The 5680-nt window shown below is 48.0% G+C and carries 5 protein-coding genes; all 5 read left to right on the forward strand.

The features are described 5' to 3' along the window. The first annotated feature begins 115 nt into the window (after positions 1–115). Positions 116–1603: a type II toxin-antitoxin system HipA family toxin gene (locus tag JX312_RS08365; RefSeq protein WP_124030765.1), complete on the forward strand. Its 1488-nt coding sequence runs from the start codon at positions 116–118 to the stop codon at positions 1601–1603. Positions 1604–2166: 563 nt separating this feature from the next. Further along, entirely contained in the window at positions 2167–3054 is an 888-nt protein-coding gene (gene lepB / locus JX312_RS08370) for a signal peptidase I (protein ID WP_204457680.1), read from the forward strand. Next, the gene (locus JX312_RS08375; protein ID WP_204457681.1) at positions 3042–4292 is read left to right on the forward strand and encodes an O-antigen ligase family protein; all 1251 of its coding nucleotides are present in this window, start codon (positions 3042–3044) and stop codon (positions 4290–4292) included. Before lepB ends, JX312_RS08375 begins: the two co-directional genes overlap by 13 nt. Positions 4293–4314: 22 nt before the next feature. Then, a complete protein-coding gene (locus JX312_RS08380; protein WP_204457682.1) occupies positions 4315–5403 on the forward strand; it encodes an efflux RND transporter periplasmic adaptor subunit in 1089 nt (362 codons plus the stop codon). A 14-nt stretch (positions 5404–5417) separates the two neighbouring features. Further along, a partial coding sequence (locus JX312_RS08385; RefSeq protein ID WP_204457683.1) for an efflux RND transporter permease subunit occupies positions 5418–5680 on the forward strand: 263 nt, incomplete at its 3' end.

The raw sequence follows: 5680 nt of genomic DNA on the forward strand, positions 1-5680 counted from the left end.
TCNTCAAGGCTTTGGATCTTGAACACAACTGGCAGCAGCTGATTCCGGATCTTCCCGAATCTCCTTACCTGTATAAAGAGAATAAGAAAAGACAACGCATAAGACATCCGAAAAAATGAACGTACTGACAGTAAAGCTATGGGGAGAAGAGTTGGGGCGTCTTGTTTGGGATCAAGTAAGAAAAACTACATATTTTGTTTTTAATCCGAAAAATAGTAATCGTGCAGATGTGTCGCCATTGATGCATCCCGCGGATAAATGGAATGTAAATAATCCCATCTTCGGAGATGCGCGACGAATTTATCAGAATTTACCACCCTTTATCGCAGATTCTCTTCCGGATTCGTGGGGTAACAAAGTGTTTGATAAATGGATTAAACGGAATAGAATTCCAAAACATAAAGTCACCCCACTTTATAAACTCATGTTTATAGGTAAACGGAGCATGGGTGCTCTGGAGTTTGAACCTGCGGCTGAGGAATTGATACATCCGAAAGAAGTTGATGTCAAGTCATTATATGACCTCTCTCTTGAAATTCAGGAGCAACGTGAAAGCACCATAATGGATTATTCGGATGAGTTGAAACTGCACACTATCCTCGCAGTAGGCACATCCGCGGGAGGCAGACAAATGAAGGCAATTCTGGCAGTAAACCCTACTACGGGAGAGATCCGTTCAGGTCAGATTGAGACAGTTGATGGTTTCGATTATTTCATCCTTAAGTTCGAAGACAAAGTCCTTCCTTCTTCCGAAATAGAGATGGCATATTACGATATGGCAACAACATCCGGCATCGAGATGGAGGATTGCAGACTCATGAGCGTTGAGGGAGTAAAACATTTCATGACGAAACGTTTCGATAGAAAAAATGGAGAAAAAATTCATATGCAGACTTTGGCGGCAATAAATCCTGATGTCGACTCTTATGAGGATTTATTTGCAACCTGTCGTAGCCTCAAACTCACTGAAACCGAGATTTCCCAATTATTTCGTCGACTTGTGTTCAACGTTATGGCAAACAATACGGATGACCACAATAAAAATTTCTCGTTTCTGCTTGACAGAACAGGTAGATGGAGATTATCGCCGGCATACGATCTGACATTCATATTCAACAGGTATGGTACGGATGCGGAAACAACACACTGCCTGTCGCTCTATGGTAAGACAGATGATATTACGAAAGAAGATCTGATTTATATAGCCAAAGAAAACAGCATCCGCAATGCTGAGGAAATAATTTCGCAAGTAGCCGATTCAATTGCTAAGTTTCAAGATTTTGCTTCCAAGTATGACATGCCGTCGAATTGGAGTCATATCATAAATAAGACATTGCATAGAAATTTAGTCAACTTCGGATACGTAGCGCCGCAGATCTGTAGTGTTGAATTTGTAGACAGTAAAGGGAGGATGTTCAAGGACATCTCTGTCTCTACAAACAGTAAAGGCATTTATCAGCTTTCAACGTCGATTGACGGTAAGACTCGCAGACGATTCATAAAACCCTCGGATCCTACGTTTGAAGAAATCCGGCAATATGAGATTGGCAGTCTTTCACTATCATCTGTGAAAGAGCTTCTAATTCGCCTCTTCCCTGAATAATCTGATGCTCCCGGTGCATTACCGCTTCGACTTCAAGCCCAAATACACAATGACTTGCACGCCAAGTCGCGATGGTGCGAAGTTTGATTCAAATTATGGAAGGTCGCATGGCTCCTGCCAAGTCGCCGAGCCATCCGGTGAAATCTGCAATCTCCAGAACACCAGAACCTCCTTTTTTTCTAACATTAGAACATTAGTAACATTAAGAAACTGTTTAAATTTAAACAGTTTCTAAGAGCTTGTTTAAAAATAAAAGTGAAATTTGGGGCGGCTCACTTTTATTTTTAAACAAGCTCTTAATTTCTGAATTCCGGAATTTAGGGCGTAAAAATTGACCGATGTTATGTCATGTTATCGAAATGAGAGATTTTTACAAATATTAATTTCTTAAAGAGCTGATAATTATGGATATATAATGTGCCAAAAAGTAGCAATGAGAGATTTTTATTTTGGATGTTATAATTCAATTCGCTATCTTTGTAGGATGTATATTCGGTTTTGGCAAGAGATACGCTGAAGTTCATAAGTTTAATTGCACGGTGCGCAGTTTATAAGTTTGACTGATGGATGAGAAATGGAAACGCCGATGGCGGATAGCCGGGAAGTGGGCGGAGAACGTGTTGTTCGTCGCCAGCATCGGCTTTTTTCTGTTTGTCATCTGGCATCTGTTTCTTTTCGCATCTTTCAACATCCCTTCCGAGTCGATGCTGCCGACACTTCAGCCTGGCGACAAGATATTGGTTGACAAGGTGACCACAGGTGCGCGTCTGTTCGACATCTTCGAGGCTGCGTCGGGGAAGGATGTAAAGATCCGCCGTATGCCGCGTTTCAGGAAATTCAAGCGAGGCGACATACTGGTATTCAATTTTCCCTTTCGCGAAGGATGGCGCAAAATAGACATGGATTACAGGGTGTATTACGCCAAAAGATGCGTGGGAGCACCGGGTGACACGCTTGAAATCAAAGATTTCGACTATTACATAAACGGTATTCCTTCGGAAGGGGGCGGAGACCGCCGTCTGGCAAGGGCTGTGTATGCCCCTGATTCCGTCAGTCGAGATTCATTGCCGGGATTCAGGGCTTTCCGGAAAGATTCCGTGACGCATTGGACAATCCGCGATCTCGGACCGCTTTACATTCCCCGCAAGGGGGAGGAGATAAGTCTTACTCCTGCCAACTATCTCCCTTACAGGAAGGTGGTGGAGTGGGAAACAAAAAACAAGCTAAAGGACAATGACGGGGTGCTGACACTTGGCGGGAAACCGGTGAGTAGCTACCGCTTTAAGGAGAACTATTATTTCATGGCGGGAGACAATTCGGGAGATTCCCAGGATTCACGTTACTGGGGTTTTGTGCCCGAACCCTTCATCGTCGGACGAGCACTGTTGGTATGGTGGTCAGAGCGTGATGAAGTCGTAAACAAGGAAAGGGTGATGAAATGGCTCAACTGACAATTGTTTTCGGATTGGTGGAATGTGTGTTCGGGTGGCTGCAGCTTCTGGGATTTGCGGCTTCCGGCAATTTGTTTCTTGCCATCGGACTGATGCCGGCGTTGATGGGCAGGACAGGATGGATTGCAGCTCTGCTCGGTTGTGCGGTGGTGGCTGCCGGACGTTACGTCTCTGCCGGCAGGTCGTTTGAAAAAGGGAGACTCCGGGTGTATGCCGTTTCTGTGATTGTGCTGACAACAGCGTTTCTTATGTTGCTCTATTTTCTCAAGCCCGACTCCGCGCAGGGACGCGTGCTGATGTGGATGGTGGCATTCAAGGCTATGTTCGCCCACCCGTTGGGTGTCGGCTGGGACAGGGTTGCCGGCGCTTTCGGACAGGCTCAGGAAGATTATTTCGCCCAGTATCCTGATTCCGGGTTCATCTCTGTTGCCGGCGCGCCGGAATATGTTTTCAACGAATTTCTGCAGGTCGGTATCGCATTCGGCATTGCGGGCTTCATTGCATTTGTCGCTGTTGTCACAGCCGGAGCAGTGGCGGCGTGGAGATCACGCTGTCATGGTCTTTGCGGAGCAGCGGTGGCTTTCGCCGCAGTGTGTTTCTCTTCGTATCCCCTCCAGTTTGCCGAGTTCTATCTGCTGGTTTTTCTTCTCGGAGGAGCGATAATATTTCATCGGCGTAATTATCCATTGTGGCTCAGAGCCGGAGCGTGTGTTGTGGCGGGTTGTATTCTGTCGGTTCCCGCATATGGAATAATGGAACGGAAAAGACAGATACGTGAATGGGACAGGATTGGCAACACAATACGCTACCGCCTGTCTGACAGCATGAAGGAAGAATGCGATTCATTGGTGCGGGAGATGGAATGGAGTGCCCGCTGTCTTTTCGACTATGGGAAAGCATTGCGTGGAAACGGAGATTATGAAAAGTCAAACGAAGTGCTGGAGATGGGTGTTAAGGTCAGCAGCGATCCGATGTTTCTCAACCTTATAGGACGCAATCATGAGGACATGGGTGAGACAGCCAAGGCTGAGGAGCATTATACGCGATCGAAGCATAGATTGCCCAACCGCCTTTATCCCTATTATCTCCTTGCCATGCTCTACGCCAAAGAGCACGATGTCTCATCCGGCAAGTTCCGGAAGGCATACGAGGAGGCGATGGGGCTTCCTGTGAAAGTGGAATCACCCGCGACAAGGGAGATGAGGGAAGAACTTAAAAAGGTGAGAGGTGAGAAGTAAGAGGTGATAAGTAATGATTGATATGAACGGAATAATGATAAAGACAATAACAACGGCGGCTGTTGTCTTGACAATGGTCGGGGGAGGGTGTTCTTCCGATAAAAGCAAGGGAGAAGACACTGTGTCTGCTAAAAAGACGGCAAAGCTTTCTTCTTCTTCGGAGGGAGGCATGCCGGTTGTGAAGACAATGAAGCTCACGGAGCGAGAGATAACCCATGATATGGTGAGCAACGGCAAGATAATGGCGAGGGAAACGGCAGACTTGTATTTCCGCTCATCCGAGCCTGTGAGCGAGTTGTGGGTGCGGGAGGGTCAGCGGGTGAAGCGGGGTCAGAAGCTTGCCCGTCTTGATCTTTTCAAACTCGAGTCGGAACGTGCCAGACTTTTGTCGGAGCGGGAGAAATCCATTCTCGACATGCAGGATGTGCTTATAGGCCAGGGTTACGATCCGGCAGACAAGGCTTCCGTGCCGGAAGAGGTGTTGCGACTGGCGCGTGTCAGAAGCGGTCTCGACGGCATAGAGACATCGATAGCCCTGAATAAGAAAGAAATTGAACAATCCACATTGACCGCTCCCTTTGACGGCGTTGTTGCTGATCTCAAAGTCAAACGCTTCGGCATAGCCCCGACCTCAGAACCCGCCTGTCGAATTATAAACGACGGCGGCATGCAGGTGGAGTTCACGGTGTTGGAAAGTGAATTGCCGCTCTTGCATATCGGTGACGGTGTTGAAGTCTCACCCTTCGCGGGTGGTAATTCCTGTCGCGGGAAGGTTACAGAAATAAACCCCAAGGTCGATGAGAAAGGTCTTGTGAAGGCAAGGGCTTCGCTGGGTTCCTGCGGAGGAATGATCGACGGCATGAATGCCCGGGTGCGCGTCAGCAAGAACCTTGGCAAGCGGTTGGTTGTGCCGAAGAGCGCTGTGGTGCTCCGTTCCGGCAGGGAAGTTGTCTTCACACTGGAAGAGGGCAAAGCGATGTGGAACTATGTCACCACGGGCATTGAGAATCTCGACAGCCGAGAGATTCTCGAAGGGTTGACAGCCGGTCAGACAGTGATTACCGACGGCAACGAAAACCTCGCCCACCAAACTCCGGTAATCCGACATTAAACGCTACCATTGATTTGATACGGTTTCTGTTACAGCGGCGCATTGCCGTGCTGATGAGTTTTCTGGCACTCGTGATCTTAGGGTGTGTTACGTTCGTGACGCTTCCGGTGTCGCTCTTGCCTGATGTCGATGTTCCCCGGATCGCGGTCAGGGCGGACGGCGCATCTCTGGACGCCCGCGAACTTGAGAACATGGTTGTCGCTCCACTCCGGCGCGAACTGATGCAGGTCGGGGGATTGTCGGATATCCGGAGCGAAACGCGCGACGGATATGGCAT

It is taken from the genome of Barnesiella sp. CU968 (assembly GCF_905219685.1).
Lineage (GTDB): Bacteria > Bacteroidota > Bacteroidia > Bacteroidales > Muribaculaceae > Lepagella > Lepagella muris_A.